The 15,679-nt window shown below is 39.1% G+C and carries 14 protein-coding genes; 11 read left to right on the top strand and 3 right to left on the bottom strand.

The genetic code is table 11. The annotated features are described in order from the left end of the window. Positions 1-397: 397 nt before the first annotated feature. The 3 genes from ACEW8U_RS12375 to ACEW8U_RS12385 form a co-directional block, all read right to left on the bottom strand. Positions 398-1,612 (bottom strand): arginine deiminase family protein, encoded by a 1,215-nt coding sequence (locus tag ACEW8U_RS12375; RefSeq protein ID WP_373522359.1) that lies wholly within the window; start codon positions 1,610-1,612, stop codon positions 398-400. A gap of 522 nt (positions 1,613-2,134) precedes the next feature. After that, entirely contained in the window at positions 2,135-3,853 is a 1,719-nt protein-coding gene (gene lysS / locus ACEW8U_RS12380) for a lysine--tRNA ligase (RefSeq protein WP_373522360.1), read from the bottom strand. Positions 3,854-4,110: 257 nt separating this feature from the next. Continuing rightward, the gene (locus tag ACEW8U_RS12385; protein ID WP_373522361.1) at positions 4,111-5,292 is read right to left on the bottom strand and encodes a proline dehydrogenase family protein; all 1,182 of its coding nucleotides are present in this window, start codon (positions 5,290-5,292) and stop codon (positions 4,111-4,113) included. 522 nt (positions 5,293-5,814) lie between these two features. Here ACEW8U_RS12385 and ACEW8U_RS12390 point away from each other — a divergent pair. From ACEW8U_RS12390 to ACEW8U_RS12440, 11 genes are all read left to right on the top strand, one after another. Beyond that, positions 5,815-6,912 (top strand): chorismate mutase, encoded by a 1,098-nt coding sequence (locus tag ACEW8U_RS12390; RefSeq protein ID WP_373522362.1) that lies wholly within the window; start codon positions 5,815-5,817, stop codon positions 6,910-6,912. 797 nt (positions 6,913-7,709) lie between these two features. Further along, positions 7,710-8,744 (top strand): 3-dehydroquinate synthase, encoded by a 1,035-nt coding sequence (gene aroB / locus ACEW8U_RS12395; RefSeq protein WP_373522363.1) that lies wholly within the window; start codon positions 7,710-7,712, stop codon positions 8,742-8,744. A gap of 60 nt (positions 8,745-8,804) precedes the next feature. Beyond that, positions 8,805-10,013 (top strand): 3-phosphoshikimate 1-carboxyvinyltransferase, encoded by a 1,209-nt coding sequence (locus ACEW8U_RS12400; RefSeq protein WP_373522364.1) that lies wholly within the window; start codon positions 8,805-8,807, stop codon positions 10,011-10,013. A gap of 313 nt (positions 10,014-10,326) precedes the next feature. Then, positions 10,327-10,566 carry a hypothetical protein gene (locus tag ACEW8U_RS12405; RefSeq protein WP_373522365.1) on the top strand — a complete coding sequence of 80 codons (240 nt, stop codon included), beginning with the start codon at positions 10,327-10,329 and terminating at the stop codon, positions 10,564-10,566. After that, positions 10,551-10,943, top strand: coding sequence for a type II toxin-antitoxin system VapC family toxin (locus ACEW8U_RS12410; protein ID WP_373522366.1), 393 nt, complete (start codon positions 10,551-10,553; stop codon positions 10,941-10,943). The genes ACEW8U_RS12405 and ACEW8U_RS12410 overlap by 16 nt, the downstream gene beginning before the upstream one ends. 13 nt (positions 10,944-10,956) lie before the next feature. Further along, complete coding sequence (locus ACEW8U_RS12415; RefSeq protein ID WP_373522367.1) at positions 10,957-11,772, top strand: prephenate dehydratase; 816 nt, start codon at positions 10,957-10,959, stop codon at positions 11,770-11,772. Beyond that, positions 11,772-12,914, top strand: coding sequence for a pyridoxal phosphate-dependent aminotransferase (locus tag ACEW8U_RS12420; protein ID WP_373522368.1), 1,143 nt, complete (start codon positions 11,772-11,774; stop codon positions 12,912-12,914). The genes ACEW8U_RS12415 and ACEW8U_RS12420 overlap by 1 nt, the downstream gene beginning before the upstream one ends. 30 nt (positions 12,915-12,944) lie before the next feature. Further along, on the top strand, positions 12,945-13,793 hold the full coding sequence (locus tag ACEW8U_RS12425; RefSeq protein ID WP_373522369.1) for a prephenate dehydrogenase: 849 nt from the start codon (positions 12,945-12,947) through the stop codon (positions 13,791-13,793). A 267-nt stretch (positions 13,794-14,060) separates the two neighbouring features. Next, entirely contained in the window at positions 14,061-14,288 is a 228-nt protein-coding gene (locus ACEW8U_RS12430; RefSeq protein WP_373522370.1) for a hypothetical protein, read from the top strand. Continuing rightward, on the top strand, positions 14,273-14,572 hold the full coding sequence (locus tag ACEW8U_RS12435) for a type II toxin-antitoxin system RelE/ParE family toxin (protein ID WP_373522371.1): 300 nt from the start codon (positions 14,273-14,275) through the stop codon (positions 14,570-14,572). Before ACEW8U_RS12430 ends, ACEW8U_RS12435 begins: the two co-directional genes overlap by 16 nt. A 50-nt stretch (positions 14,573-14,622) precedes the next feature. Further along, entirely contained in the window at positions 14,623-15,333 is a 711-nt protein-coding gene (locus tag ACEW8U_RS12440) for an SIMPL domain-containing protein (RefSeq protein WP_373522372.1), read from the top strand. Positions 15,334-15,679 lie beyond the last annotated feature (346 nt).

A 15,679-nucleotide genomic window follows, 5' to 3' on the forward strand; every position in this document is an offset into this window, starting at 1 on the left:
AAAGCGGCGGTGCCGCTTTTCCCAACCCCCACCTCCCCACACGACAGGCCCGGTGGCCGAGCTTGCCGAGGCCGGATTGGTTTAACCTGATGTCATTACCAATTTTGAACATTTTCAAAATGTTGAGGACTCAGGATGACGGCTGCCTAGCGGGTAACTTGCTGTCATTGCTTTTCTGTACATTTTAAAAATGTTGGAGACTCAGGATGACGGCTGCCTATCGGGTAACCTGATGTCATAGCCAATTCTGAACATTTTCAAAATGCTGAAAACTCAGAATGACAGTCCTTCAGGTTTTTGGGAAAACTAACATCCGTCATCGGTCATCGGTCAACGGACTACCACACTGCCACTACCTACTGTAAACTGCGACTGCTAACTGCTCAAACTGCGACTTTCAAATCTTAGCCCTACTCAACGGCATCGTCATACACCTTGGGCCACCCAAACCCCTTGACAATTCTGATGAGGGTATCTCCAAAACTTCCACTCCCATATTTCTTAAAGCCCGATTGGTATGGATATTTCTATTGTAAGAGATAACTCTTCTTGGTCCTATGGCAAAAACATTGGCCCCGTCAAACCACTGTTCACGCATAGAATAATCAGGTTTTCCATCTGCGGTAGAAAGTATTTCTAGATGTAAGATTTCTTTTTCCAGCACAGTGAGTAAAGACTCATTAAGCACTTGTCTTTTGATATGTACTTTATCGTCTTTGATTTCTTTTAAGGTATAAAGTGAAGTCTGCAAGACGGAATTGAGGGCATCAGGGTAGGTGAGAACCAAGTTTTCATCCAATATGGTAAATACGGTATCCAAATGCATGTACTGCCTTTTTTTGGGAAGATGAACTTCATAAACCCGCTCTACTGTCCCTTCGGCAAGTAGGGACTTTGCAATATGGTAAATGGCTTTTTCGTCAGTACGTTCCGAATTTCCGATAGCAACTGCTTTTTTTGAAAGTACTATCACGTCTCCACCTTCAATGCTTGGAGGTGATTCATGTCCGTTAACAGGATATATCTGATGAACGTGATCTTTAAAATCCGGATGGTTTTCGAATACAGATCTTAATAAATTTGCTTCTCGTTGTCTGCCTTCCATTTTCATACTTGAAAAAATTATTCCTCCAGGAGTGATGGCCATGGGGTCTCTTTGAAAGTATAGATTAGGACTCGGTGGAATCACAAAGGCATAATCCATCAATTCTCCTGAGGGTAAGTTTGGGATTTTCCTTTTGAGTTCATGGACTTTGACACCTGCAGTAAGGGCGGTGGCACACTCTGCTGTTGACAATCTGTCAAATATATACTCTTTGAAGTGAGTCAATCCAGATTTGGAAAGTGCGTCATGCATCAATTTCTCCAGAATCTCCCGATTGGACAAAACCTGAATCAGTAATTCATGCAATCTATAAACCTGTGCACCTGTAGTCTGTTTGATCAAATCAGTAAATACATCATGTTCCTTTTGCATGGCCTCCAAGTAGGGGACATCCTCGAAAAGCAACAATTCCTTATTATAAGGAGTCAATCTATCAATCTCTTTTCCTGGTCTATGCATCAGCACAGCCTTCAATGTCCCAAATTCAGAGTTGAGTCTTAGGTTCATGGTTTGATTTTTTACTGATATTATCGAAATATATTAATTTAATTAAAAATATGGATGAAAAAATAACTTAAAAATGGAGTATTGTAAAAAAGGTAAAATGGCAATTCTTATAAAAGCCTGTTTTTCTATTCCTTTAGAAGGAAGTAGGTAAGTTGGATTTATCTAACCGGAGCGGTACGTCACCCTGTAGGAAAGCCTACCCCGTCCCGATAATTATCGGGATTCGGGGGGTCTCATGAGGATCCGCAAATGATAGAAATAAACATAAATAGGACCTTTAGAGATACCTCGTGCCTCGGCATGACGCATAACCTTACGTCATTACCTATTTTGAACATTTTGAAAATATTGGGGACTCGGAATGACGCCTGACTTATGGAGATAGGGGTAACCTAATGTCATTCCTTTTCTGAACATTTTCGAAATGTTGGGGACTCGAAGTGAAAAGGAGAAACTTATCGTTCAATCTAAAATCTTAAATCTAAAATCTACCATCTACTTTCATCCTTTAACCTTCATCCTTCAAGAAACCCACCCCTCAACATCCTCCTTACTCGGGTTTGCAGCATCTAGCTTCAATTTTTTCCTCCTACCACAGACATCATTGAAGAGTTTGTTGGAATCTTGTTCCTTCAACTGCTCAATGGTATGGATATTCAGGTCACGGATGGCAGGGATTAATCCGGCAGGTATGCCTAAGGCCATAAAATCCTCATCAGAAGCGATCTTCACTTTTTTCTCTGGTCTCATCTGTGGGAAAAACAGGACTTCCTGTATGGTGGTCTTGTTAGTCAACAACATGGTCAATCGATCAATTCCAATACCTAAGCCTGACGTAGGTGGCATGCCGTATTCTAATGACCTTAGGAAATCTTCATCCATGGCCATGGCTTCATCATCACCTCTTGCTGCCAGTTTCACTTGCTCTTCAAACCTTTCTCTTTGGACGATGGGGTCGTTTAGTTCTGAATAGGCATTGGCTATTTCTTTACCATTGACAAAAAGCTCAAAACGCTCAACCAATCCTTCTTTACTTCTATGTTTCTTAGCCAGAGGAGTCATTTCAACTGGGTAGTCGGTGATATAAGTCGGTTGAATCAGGTTTGCTTCTACTTTCTCTCCGAATATTTCATCGATAAGTTTTCCTTTGCCCATGGTATTGTCAACTGCAATACCAAATTCGGCACACACTTTTTTCAGCCCATCTTCATTCATTTCGCTGACATCCACACCTGCAAATTCTTTGATAGAATCAAGCATGGTTAGTCTTCGATATGGCCCGGCAAAGTCAACCTGCTTGTCCCCAACTGTTAAAATTGTGGTGCCATGGATGGATTCCGTAACTTTCTCAATCAGTTCTTCCACCATTTCCATCATCCAGATATAGTCTTTATAGGCCACATAAATTTCCATTGAGGTAAATTCCGGATTATGGGTCCGGTCCATCCCTTCATTCCGGAACATTTTCCCAAACTCATAAACCCCTTCAAAACCACCTACAATCAACCTTTTGAGGTAAAGTTCATTCGCTATTCGTAAAAACAAACCCATATCCAGGGTATTGTGATGCGTGGTGAATGGACGTGCAGCTGCACCCCCATGAACTTGTTGCAGTATAGGTGTCTCCACTTCCAGCCATCCGTGGTCATCAAAATACCGGCGCATATTGCTGATGATTTTGGACCGGGTAACAAATACATTTTTCACTTCAGGATTCACCGTTAAGTCAACATATCGTTGTCTATATCTTAATTCAGGATCGGTAAAACCATCATAGACATTGCCTTCTTCATCCCTTTTGACCACAGGAAGTGGTTTGATGGATTTGGAAAGGATCTTCAAGTCGGTGACATGAAGTGAAATCTCTCCTGTTTGGGTAGTGAAAATATATCCTTTCAATCCGATAAAGTCACCGATTCCCAAAAGCTTCTTAAATATGATATTGTAAAAAGTCTTGTCTTCGCCTGGACAAAGGTCATCTCGTCTCAGGTAAATCTGAAGTCTTCCTGTAGAATCCTGTATTTCTGCGAAAGAGGCAGAACCCATGATTCTTTTGGTCATCAGCCTGCCCGCTATGGAGATGTCCTTATAATCGGTTTTCCTGTTTTCGTAATTTTTATGGATGTCCGCTGCGGTGACATTGATCGGAAATGATTCGGCAGGATAGGGGTCAATTCCCAATTTCATCAACTCTTCCCTATCTTTTCTTCTTTCTATTTCCTGTTCGCTAAGTAACTGCATTTCTTGTTTAGATTTTAGATATGAGACTCAAGACATGAGATGATTGAAGAACAAATATTTCTTAATACATCAAATGGCCTTGATTCTTTTATTTTTCTATTGAACACTCTTTTCTTTCCGGTAAATGAAAGTCACCAATTAAGAGAGAAAGTAAATGGAGTAACCCTCGCTAGCTTCGGACATCGGACATCGGACATCGGTCATCGGTCATCGGACTTAAGTTCCAGAAAGCAATGAGAAATAGGTGTTTGTCAACATTACTTTTTCCTCCTCCTAGCTATTTCCCGCTTCACCAAATCAAACTCCCTGCTGCTTTGACCTGCAACGGATGTGTTTTCTTCCGCTCTTCTCGAAAGGTAGGGCATTACTTTTTCAACAGGGCCATAGGGAACATATTTCACTACATTATAACCTGCATTGGCAAGATTATAGGAAATATTATCGCTCATTCCATATAATTGAGCAAAATAGACCCTGTCATCTTTGGGATTGATGCCATATTTTGTTATTAATTCAGTTAGAAGAATATTGCTTTCTTCATTGTGAGTACCGGATACCAATCCCATACCCTCAATATTTTCCACACAATACCTCAAGGCATCGTTGTAATCTCTGTCAGAAGCTTCCTTGGTTGGCTGGATAGGGCTTCTGTAATTTTTTTCATCAGCTCTATCTCTTTCTTTTTCCATGTAAGCACCTCTTACCAATTTTGCTCCAAAGTGATATCCTTTTTCTGATGCAACCTGATGGGCTTTTTTCAATCTTTCCAACATGTCATGCCTGTACATTTGGTAAGTGTTGTATACAATACAGGTATTTTGGTTGTATTTTTCCATAGCTTCATATACCATCTTATCCAATACATCCTGAAACCATGATTCTTCTGCATCCACTAGAATTTTTGTGTTGGCCTGGAAAGCTGCATTGCATAAGGTATCGACCCTGTTTTTTAATTTTTCATAGGAAGCTTTTTCTTTTTCATTGAGTTTTTTTCCTTCCTGAACTTTGGTCATGATCCTATAATCTCCCAATCCGGTCACCTTAAAAACAGCAAAAGGTATATCATCATCTCCCGCTGATCTTTCTATAGTCCTCAGAATCTCATTTTTTGTGGCTTCATAACTTTCTTCATCACCTTTGCCTTCAACAGAATAATCAAGAATGGCATGAATCTTAAATTTGGCAAGGTCATTAACAGCTTGTTGGCAATCTTCAATATCCTCTCCTCCACAAAAATGACCAAACATCGTTTTTTTCATGATGCCTTTGATGGGCAAATTTAAAGCAAAAGCCCAATTGGCCATTTTTGTACCCAAACTTACCGCCACATTGTTGTTGATGGTAGCAAAGATGAGGTACATTTTCTTCAAGTCTCTATTTGATTTGGAAGCAAAGGCAACTTCCAGGTTCTCGAAAGAAATATTGGGTTTGACTGGCATAGGAGCTCTAATTGTGGCGCAAATATATCAAAAAAACTCCATGGGGGTAGAATTTGTTTGGTAAAAGAAAAGGAAGGGCAGATTTCTTTGATTGGACATTGGGCTATTCAATTTTTAAGTAGACAACAAGACCTTTTTCAGCTGATTCATACCGAATCGAATAAAAAGCAAACTGAAGTAAAAGAAGGAAGTGAGTATCCTAAAACATCAGGTTAATTTATCAATATTATATTTGGTGGTCAGATTATTTATATAATGATGTTTTCGAATAAATATCAAACGATCTGATTTTTGAAGAAATCTCAAAAAAATATTCAAAAATTAATTTGTTTTTAAAAATGAGGCCTTTACATTTGAAACATGTTAATCGCAGCCTTCGCATATTTTACCTTCTTTTACTTTTACTTTCGTCCTCAAGGTCGAATCGGAGCTGCCTATTGTCTGGTAAAAAACTAAAAATTATAAACCATATAAGAGCCCGATTCGAAAGAGTCGGGTTTTTTATTTTAAACCAATTTGAGAATGAAAGATCACTTACAAACCAAAGACTGGGGATTAGGACTTAAAGGCCACATCATCATTGCCGGTCCTTGTAGCGCAGAAAGCCCCGAACAAATCGAAAAAGTCTGTATCGAAATGAAAAAGGAAAATATGATTCCCGATATATTCCGTGCAGGTATTTGGAAACCACGTACAAGACCAGGGTTGTTTGAGGGTATTGGTGAAGAAGGGTTAAATTGGATGGAGATAGCTAGGCATCACCTCAACATCCCAATCACCACGGAAGTAGGAAATGCTGCTCACGTAGAGATGGCACTCAAACACAAAGTGGATGTATTGTGGATCGGAGCAAGAACTACTGTTAACCCTTTTGCGGTTCAGGAAATTGCTGAAGCATTAAGAGGAGTTGATATTCCAGTAATGGTTAAAAATCCAATGAATCCTGATCTTCAGCTATGGATCGGTGCTTTGGAAAGACTGCATGCTGTAGGCATCAATAAGTTGGCTGCCATACACAGAGGATTTTCAGATTCTTATGACAAAAGATTCCGTAATAAACCCAATTGGTCGATGCCTATCCACTTAAAAAGAGAATGGAAAGGAATGGAAGTGATCAATGACCCAAGCCATATTGTTGGAAACAGAGAAGGAATTCTTGAAACAGCACAGCGGGCCATCAACTTTGGATTGGATGGTTTGATGATTGAGACACACCATGACCCAGACAATGCTTGGTCTGATGCCAAGCAACAAGTGACACCTGCGGCACTTAAAAATATCTTGTCCCAAATTGACTTTAAAGATACGCTCGGAGCTGAAAACCCAAGTGAAAGATTGAATGACTTGAGAAATGCCATTGACCACCTTGATGATCAGTTGTTGGATATTCTGCAGGAAAGGTTTTCCCTGATTGACCAGGTAGGGGCTTATAAAAGGGAACATCACCTGACCGTATTCCAATCAGATAGATGGAAATATGTGATGGAATCCAGAACTCAAAAAGGTGTGGATAAAAACCTCAGCGAAAAATTCATGAAGGAATTGCTCTATTGTATCCATGAAGAGTCTGTAAAAAGACAGGAGAAGCAATTGAGGGAAGCGGCATCGGTGAAGAAGTGATATTGATGTACAAAGGACCAATTACAATCCGCCACGGCGGACAAGTTGTACCAAGTAAAGCCATCTAAATTAGAATTGTAACTTATCTTTGATAGTCTCCAATGTTTTGTAAACTCTCAGAATTACTAATGACCTCAGGTTAATCGTCATCCCGAGTCTCCAACATTTTGGAAATGTTCAGAAAGGGTAATGACATCAAGACGGGCTCCAGACCTCTCCTGCGTCCCTGTCTGCCGACCAGGCAAGGAGGTGCAAGGCAAAGTTCTTTCTAGGCTTAAATGCTATTTGTAGTTCTAAACCATCAATTACAAATACTGTCATTGGTAGTAATAAAAATTTGGCAGTTACAGAAAGGAGAATGACATTAAGTTGTCGCTTCCAGTAGGCTCAATACAAGCTCCATAGGAGCGGCCAATATAATAGCCCAGGGTTTTAACCCTGGGATTTGATGGGATCGCATATGCAAAAGTTCCATAGGAACGACCGATTTATTGTCCAGAAAATGCCATGGGATTTCAAATTGGCATTTGATGATTTAAACCAACATAGAAATTCTGTCATTGGTAGGGATCTCCACTGGTACAATTAGAAGGTTAAATTTCTGGAAAAGTATTATACCTTTTAGTCAAAGTCATCCTTTTCCTTAACCTCGGGAGATGCTTCACTACGTTCTGCATGACGCTCCGAAAATCTGTATTGGATAAAAGAACGGAATACCAGAAAGGTTATCAATACTAGGCTAAGTATTCCGTACTTTTACTCTGTATTTTAAATTTGATAAAAAAAAATAAACCATTTTGGAATCAATCATATTTTCAAATTCCGTTGCCGAGGATCTCAGAAGCTATTTGGCAAACCACAGTTTTTCCAAATTGGGAATTATTACAGATACCAATACTGAAAAACATTGTCTTCCGGTCATTAAAGATCATTTACCTCATGCGTACTGTCAGTTTTCATTTCCTGTAGGAGAAACCCACAAAAATCTGGAGACATGTGCTGCTATCTGGAAATGGATGACTGATGAAGCCTTCGACCGACAAGCATTGATCATCAATCTTGGTGGTGGTGTCACAGGGGATATGGGCGGTTTTTGTGCTGCAACTTATAAACGGGGTGTCCGATTCATTAATATTCCCACCACTTTACTTTCTCAGGTAGATGCCAGTGTAGGGGGTAAGTTGGGAGTGGATTTCAACGGGTTCAAAAACCATATTGGGGTTTTTGCAGAACCTGAAGCCGTGATGATTTCTGAAGTGTTTTTAAAGACCCTTCCCAAAGAGGAATTAAGGTCGGGTTATGCAGAAGTGATCAAGCATGGTTTGATTCAGAATGCCAATTATTTTGGGTGTCTCAAAACAGAAGGTTGGGAAAAACAAAATTGGAGAGAGATCATTGAGAAATCAGTGAGTATCAAAAAAGAAGTTGTCCAAAAGGATCCCAAAGAATCCGGATTAAGAAAAATCCTGAACTTTGGCCATACCATCGGGCATGCTTTTGAATCATATTATTTGGATTCGGACAGGCATTTGTTGCATGGAGAAGCCATTGCCATCGGGATGATCTGTGAATCCTATCTTTCTGTCAAAAAATCAGGTTTGTCAAAATCTGAAATGGAATTGATAAATAATATGTTATTGGATGTATTTGGAAAATTTGATTTTCTTGTAGAGAATATTCCCGCAATAGTCGCCCTTTGCAGTCAGGACAAAAAGAATGAAGGCAAAACCCTCAATTTATCCTTATTGACCCAAATAGGAAAATGTGAATATAACTTCAGTGCGACCATGGAAGAGATTGTGGAATCTGTCGAATTTTACAAGAGCCTTTAAGTGAAAGCACCCCGAATTTCAAAAATTGATTTCACCCATTCAGCATAAATATCAAACCTAATGACTGCCCAATATTTACAACAGATTGCCTCTTTTAAAGCAACAAAGATTCCATTGCCTTCCTCTAAAAGTGAAAGCAACAGGGTTTTGATCATTGATGCCTTGACAGAAGGTGCAAATACCATCAGCAATCTGGCAGAGGCAAGGGATACCCAGACGATGATCAGGCTATTAAACCAGAATCCCGCGATTTTTGATGTATTAGATGCCGGGACAACCATGCGATTTTTAACAGCTTATGCAGCAGTGACCAATCAACACAAAGTCATGACAGGTACACCGAGAATGTGCGAAAGACCCATAGGTATATTGGTTGATGCACTCAGACATATTGGTGCAGAAATCTTCTACATGAACAAGGAAGGATTTCCTCCATTGGCAATCCACGGTATGGAAGCGCAATCGAATGACCAAGTGTCCGTCAGAGGAGATGTCAGCAGTCAATATATTTCAGCCATTTTGATGATTGCACCACTGCTTCCCAAAGGACTTGAGATCAAATTGGAAGGTAAAGTCGGGTCGAGAACTTACATAGAGATGACCCTTCAGTTGATGAAACAATTTGGAGTCGACTACACTTGGGAAGAAGATATAATTAAAATTGCGCCTCAGGCTTATCAGCCCACTGCCTTTGCGGTAGAAAGTGATTGGTCAGGGGCTAGCTATTGGTTCAGCTTGTTGGCATGTGCTGAAGAAGGGGAGTTGTTTTTGGAAGGATTGAAAAAAAACAGTCTGCAGGGAGATTCAGCCATTGTTGATATTATGGATAAAATTGGGGTTAAAAGTGAATTTCAAGAAGGTGGTGTAAAATTGACCAAGCAAAAATTAAAAGGCCTTGCTTTATGGGATTTTACACATTGCCCTGACTTGGCCCAGACTGTCGCGGTGACCTGTGCCATTGTAGGGCAGAAAGCAACATTCACAGGCCTTGAAAGTCTGAGGATCAAAGAAACTGACAGAATTTTTGCCCTTCAGCAAGAATTGGCAAAATTCAATGCGCAATTAGTGGAGGGAGAAAATGGTGTCTTTACCTTGGTTCCATCGGTCCAAATGCCCCATGAAGTCCGGATCCATACTTATGATGACCATAGAATGGCGATGGCATTTATGCCCCTTATGACCAAGACCCATGTCTTCATCGAAGACCCCGAAGTAGTCAATAAATCTTATCCGAGTTTTTGGAAACATGTTGCTTTGATTAAGACGTGAGACGTGAGATATTAGACATGAGACAGGGTGCGTAACCTTTGAGGTCTTATTTTTGACCTCGAAGGTTTTGGCTGAGGGGAAGGGGGAGATGCAAGAGCGGAAAGGATGAAGGAGAAAGGATGATGGAAAAAGGCTTGCCCCGAGTATTGGAGAGCCAAGAATCTAGAGCCAAGATACGAGAATCAAGAGACAAGAACCAAGAAAAAAAGAGTCAAGAAGTAAGTCAGGAGTAAACGAAAGTATAAAAGCAATTTATGTCGTTGGTTTCGGCAGTTTATTTTATCTTTAAAAAATCAATTCCGTACATTTAAATATGAGTGTATCATTAGAAAAAAATTTAGACCAATTGAAGGAAATCATCAATCAACTGAAACCAGATGAATTGGTAGAGGTCAAAGCCCTTCTCGATGAAAAAACTTTGAAAAAGGATCAGAGAAAAAGGGAAAGCGAAATTTTAAAGGAACTTCTACTAAATGGTCCGGTCCTATCTAAAGAAGAGTTGAATAAAGTATCGAAAGCAAGAGATTTAATCAACAAATGGAGAGCAGAATAATTTGCTTGGATACTTCTATACTTTTTGATTATTTCAGGAAGAAAAAAAAGGAAAATTCATTTTTCTTGGAATTGATGGTCACCTATGATTTTTTTGAAATTACTTCTATTACAGCATTTGAAATAAAGTATGGGATCAATCCAATCCAGTTTGAGTTTTGGAATTCTTTACTGAGTGAAGTTAAAGTTTTATCTTTTGATAATGAAGCTGCGGACATAGCTGTCAGAATACACCAAGAATTAAAAAAAATCAACAAGCAGATTGCCTTACCCGACTTGTTTATTGCTTCAATAGCAATAAGATATAAAAGACCTCTGGCAACTTTAAACCGTAAACTTTTTGAGCGAATTCAGGATGTTAAACTAATTCTCCCTTAAAATATCTGACCCTATGAAAATCGCAATTCAAGGAATTCCAGGATCTTTTCACCATCAGGTAGCACTCAATGTTTTTGGAGCAGATGCAGAGATCTTGGGATTCAGGATATTTGAGGAGGTTGCCAAAAGTGTCAGTAAAGGGGAGGCGGATTTTGGGGTTTTGGCTATTGAAAATTCGATTGCAGGTGCCATCCTTCCAAATTATGAATTGATAGATCGATATAATCTTCTGATCAATGATGAATATTATTTACCCATATCCCACAATTTAATGGGCTTACCTGGTCAACAGGTTGATGACCTTTTAGAAGTCAGGTCACATCCCATGGCCTTACTGCAATGCAAAAAGTTTTTCGAAAACCATCCTGCCATCCAATTGATTGATGATGTTGATACCGCTTCTGTCGCCAAAAGGATTTCAGAAGAAAAGCTTTTGGATATTGGTGCCATTGCCAGTAAAACTGCGGCCCAAACATATGGGTTGAAAATATTGGCCGAAGACATTCAGACGGTCAAATATAATTTTACCCGATTTATCATTCTTCAAAAAGATGTGGTGGATTTGGATTTTGTACCCAACAAGGCATCTATCAAAGTTACTGTGAAAAATGCCAAAGGGATCTTGGCCAAATTGCTTACTAGGATGAGTGATTTCGGTTTAGACCTTAGTAAAATCCAATCCATACCTGTAATCGAAAAACCTTGGGAATATGCATTTTTTATGGATATACAATTTGATGATTATGATGCTTTTCAAAAGGCCATTCAAGAAATAAATAATAATTTTGGGGAAGTTAAAATCTTCGGGGAATACCTAAACAGGAAATAATGATGTCTTTTTCAAAAAGAGTTGCTCAGGTTGAGGAATACTATTTTTCAAAGAAACTCAAAGAAGTTAATCAATTGATTTCTGAAGGAAAGCCCATCATTAATATGGGGATCGGTAGTCCTGATCTACCTCCGCATCCATCAATAGTGGAGGCATTGTACAAATCTGCGTCTCTCTCTAAATCCCACGGCTACCAAAATTATCAAGGTATTCCTGCATTGAGGAAGTCCTTTGCGGATTTTTATTCAAGGTTTTATCAGGTGTCATTGCTACCCCAAGAGGAAATCCTACCACTTATGGGTTCTAAGGAAGGCATTATGCATATCTCGATGACTTTTCTGAATGAAGGGGATGAAGTCTTGATTCCTGATCCCGGGTACCCCACTTATACATCAGTGACAAAATTATTGGGAGCCTCATCCCTATTTTATTCCCTGAAGGCTGAAAACAATTGGCATCCTGAATTTAATGAATTGGAAAAATTGGATCTCAGTAAAGTGAAAATCATGTGGACCAACTATCCACATATGCCTACCGGAGCCAAGGCAGACCTGGATTTATTTCAGAAACTGATAGACTTTGGTAAAAAACATGACATCATTATTGCCCATGATAACCCGTACAGTTTTATCCTTGAGGACAATCCAAAAAGTATCTTTCAGATTGAGGGAGCTAAAGATATCGCATTGGAGCTTAACTCCCTGAGCAAAACTTCCAATATGGCAGGTTGGCGGGTAGGGATGCTTTCGGGAAAGCCCGAATGGATTCAGGCTATCACAAAAGTGAAAAGCAATATGGATTCTGGCATGTTTTTGGGGATACAGCAAGGGGCTATTGCTGCATTGGGATTGGGAGAAGATTGGTATAAGCAATTGAACCAGATTTATTCAAAACGTAGGAAACTCGTTTGGGAATTGGTTGAAAAATTGGGGATGAGCTGTGAGAAAAATACGTCAGGGATGTTTGTTTGGGCCAAACTGCCGGATGGCCAAAATTCGGTCCAATTTGTAGACAGCTTGCTTTATACCTATCATATTTTTGTTACTCCGGGCCAGGTGTTTGGAAAGGAAGGTGAGGGGTATGTGAGATTTTCGCTTTGCGTCAATGAAACCGCCATCCAAGAAGCCATTAGAAGAATTTAATCATCTAACCATACAATTATTTTTGTTAAAATGAAAAAAATACACATCATAGGGCTTGGTCTTTTAGGAGGTTCATTAGCCTTGGCACTCAAAAAAGTTAAACCTGAAATTAAATTCACAGGATTCGATTCCAACTTAATAAATCAGGAAGACGCCATTTCCTTGGGAATCATTGACGAAGCAAAACAGAAAGCTGACATGGATACTGATGTCATAGTTTTGGCCACACCTGCAAATACCTTATCTGATCTTCTTGTCAAAACCTTAGATCATATTGGTCCAAACACCTTGGTGATTGATTTTGGTTCTACCAAAGAAGCCCTTTGTCTTTCAGTAGCAGATCATCCCAAGAGAGAGCAATATTTGGCCGGTCACCCCATTGCAGGAACGGAATATTCCGGACCAAAAGCGGCTAAGGAAGACCTTTTGGACAAAAAAGTATTCATCATTTGTGAGATGGAAAAAACCAATATTCATCTCAAAGGAATGGCCTACGAGATTTTTGAAGCGCTCAATATGAAATTGCGGTTCATGGATACGGAAGAACATGACAGACATTTGGCATTCGTATCCCATTTGTCCCACATTTCTTCTTTTATGTTGGGCAAGACTGTTATGGATAAAATGGAAGACGAAAAAAACATTTTCGATATGGCAGGTTCTGGCTTTGCTTCTACTGTGCGATTGGCTAAGAGTTCACCGGCAATGTGGGCACCGATTATGGAAGAAAACAAAAAAAATATTCTAGATGCCATGAGTCTTTACATCTCAAATCTTTCCAAATTCCGTGATAAAATCCTTGCGGATGACTATGATGGACTCGCCAATGATATGGGTAAAGTGAATAAGATCAGGGATATTTTGGACTTAGGTCAGTAGGCAGTCTCAGTAGGCAGTGAGCAGTCGCAGTTCGCAGTCGCAGTTTTCAGTTAACAGTAGGTCTCAGTTAGCTGATTAACTTCATTGTCTGCGATTTAAAACCGCAAACTGAACACTGAGTACTGTTAACTATATTCATTGATACCCGCCTGACTGGCAAATGCAGATTAGATATTTAGATATTCGTTTATAATACGATAATTTTAATTTCATCTATTGGCAGAATTCAGTATATTCAAATTGCTAATTATATTATAAGTATCAATAGTGGAAAGTATAAAAGAAAAAATAATTACTATCATCGAACAGACCCATGATGATGATCTGTTAGGTAGGATTTTTGAATTTCTCGAAAATGAAATTCAAGAAGAAAACGCCGTCTTTTCAGACAAGCAAATGGAATCTATATTGAAGGCAAAAGATCAGTTTGAAAAAGGCAAAGTTAAGACCCAGAAAGAAATTGATATAAAGTTTGAAGAATGGATGAGAAAGTAGTCTGGACTGATGAGGCAGACGAACAGCTTTTTAATGTCTTGGATTATTGGAAAAATAGAACCCAAAGCTACTCTTACCCCATCAAAATCAAGAAAGAATTAGATCAAAGGATTCAAATTATCCTACAGAATCCATTGATTGGAAAAGAGTCAGAAATCCCAGGAGTCAGAAGCTTGAATTTTTTGAAATACTTTAAAATAATATACGGAATCTATAAAGACCAATTAGTCATATTGAACTTTTGGGATATGAGACAAGACCCCGAAGAAAATCCGTTTCTGTAAAAAATGGCCTTAGTTTTGAATCTGACGTTGAAGAATAAAAAACCAAAATTATGAAAAAGCTACTATTCGCTTCCTTGTTTTTATTACTAGCTGTTACGGCCTTCTCACAGGAAAACATTCCCATGATCGAAGTGGAAGGTACAAGTGAAATCAGCATTATGCCAGATGAGGCAATCATACATCTTAGTTTGATTGAAAAATCCATGAAAGTGGCAGACGTTACAAATGCTTTGAACAAAAAAACAAAATCCATTGAGGATGCCCTCAAGAAAACCAAGGTGAAAGACTATGATTTCACAGTGGACAATTACTATGTCAGTGTCAATAGGGTTTATGCCAAAGGTACTTCCCGAGACAGTGGCTATGTGGCATCCCAAACCATAAAAGTCAGGGTAAGAAATATCGATCAGGACTTGGTCAAAATTACAGAAAGCCTTCACCAAACAGCCGATATGGGTTTCAATATACAATTCAATATCTCAGATAAGGTCCGCAAATCTTCAGAACAGAAATTACTTGAATTGGCCATAGCAGATGCGAAATCCAAAGCCGATATTATTGCCAAATCACTGGGAATACAGAACATTCAGGTCTATAGAGTGAACTACACCTCGGATGGCAACAACTTTTACCCGGTGATGAGACAGTCGAAATCCATGATGGCAATGGATATGGCCGAATCCCGTCAAGAACCCACATTCAGTCCTGAAGAACAAAAGCTAAATGATAAGGTATTGGTGTCATTTACCTTTAAGAAATAAATTGATTAGTGTAGTGACTCCGGTTACCTATCTTAACTCTTTTAATCGGGATGCTTTTATGGTAGGGAAGTTGCATGTCCGAAGTTTGCACAAATCTTTTTTGACCAGATCTTGATTAGTTTAGGATCATTTCCGGACAGAATTCAGTTATTCAAAATAAAAACCATCTCCGTTTTGGAGGTGGTTTTTTCATGTCTTTTTAGGTGAAATTTTTCATGATTTATCCGGCATTCCAGATAGGGAATAATTAGGCTTCATTTGAGCTGCTAAGGAATTGTGCAATAAATCAGTGTTTTATTGTAACAGTTATTGTAAGCAATCTTATTAGGTTTGTTAAAACCAACTT

The organism is Aquiflexum sp. (assembly GCF_041751335.1).
In the GTDB taxonomy this organism is placed as follows: Bacteria; Bacteroidota; Bacteroidia; order Cytophagales; family Cyclobacteriaceae; genus Aquiflexum.